This window comes from Aeromonas sp. 1HA1 (assembly GCF_029237385.1).
Classification (GTDB): domain Bacteria; phylum Pseudomonadota; class Gammaproteobacteria; order Enterobacterales; family Aeromonadaceae; genus Aeromonas; species Aeromonas popoffii.
Map to the genome: position 1 here is coordinate 1 of NZ_JAACGC010000187.1, position 1,014 is coordinate 1,014.

General features: G+C 51.3%; 1 protein-coding gene and 1 rRNA gene. Both read right to left on the reverse strand.

Annotated elements, in window-relative coordinates; all coding sequences use genetic code 11:
* Positions 1-130 precede the first annotated feature (130 nt).
* The gene (locus tag GWQ22_RS21565; RefSeq protein ID WP_275931637.1) at positions 131-583 is read right to left on the reverse strand and encodes a pullulanase; all 453 of its coding nucleotides are present in this window, start codon (positions 581-583) and stop codon (positions 131-133) included.
* Positions 584-880: 297 nt separating this feature from the next.
* Positions 881-995 (reverse strand): 5S ribosomal RNA (rrf, locus tag GWQ22_RS21570).
* Between the last annotated feature and the right edge of the window lie 19 nt (positions 996-1,014).

A 1,014-nucleotide genomic window follows, 5' to 3' on the forward strand; every position in this document is an offset into this window, starting at 1 on the left:
CAGGACTCTGAGGGTAGAATTGGTCATGGCGTATCACCTCTGTTAATTGAGATTCTTCGCGGGAATCAATCAGCAGGATACGCCACCTTCTCTATCTCCCCCATACACCAGAAATCACCATAACTCTAGATCAGGGCTTCTTGACGTAAACGGTCGGCGTTTCACCCGCCATATTCAGATAGAACTCATAGACACCATCCACATCCGGTGAGAACTTCATCTCCTCATACTTGGAGCAGGGGTTGACCGGCACTGCCTCACCGCCCAATACGGCAACACCGTCACTCGGACTCTTGTAGCCAAAGTTGGTACCACAGCTCCAGCCAGAGTCAGCAAACTTGAACTTGTAGGGAGCCCACTCTTTTTTGAGGGTGCCTTTGGCCATGTAAAGCTTGTCGGCCACCTTGACCACCTTGCTCTCATCCACCGCCATCCAGTCGTTCATCTCCCCACGCAGGTAGATGGACTTGCCACCGAAGTCGCTGTTGTCTGCCGCAGTCTGCTCTGCACCACCATGGGACGCGCAACCGCCTAATACCAGGGTTCCCGCCGCCAGTATCATCGTTACTGTTCTTTTGAACATGTATCCATTCCTCAAATTATTGTGATTCCTTGGCCCATCAAACTTGAGCAGACGAATTAAAGCAGAGCAGGCATAACAAGAAAGGTAGGGGTATCACATTCTGTGTTTTTTATATTCAGACAAGCGAAATGGACGGGGATATATAACGCGGGATAGCGCAGTAATCCGAATCAGAGCGGGGAAAAATAAACGAATGAAAGGGCCAGAAGGAAAGCATCACCCCGCCATTGCAGCCCAGCAGTTGAATTTCAGCCAATAAAAAAGCCCGCTCGGATGAGCGGGCTTTCAATGTTGGGTGCCTGGGAGTGTCCTACTCTCGCATGGCGAATGCCACACTACCATCGGCGCTACCGCGTTTCACTTCTGAGTTCGGCATGGGATCAGGTGGTTCCACGGCGCTATGGCCGCCAGGCAAATTCTTCATCGATTTG

Coding starts and splice junctions, on each gene's coding strand:
- GWQ22_RS21565 (WP_275931637.1), bottom strand. CDS start 583: ATGTTCAAAAGAACAGTAACGATGATACTGGCGGCGGGAACCCTGGTA.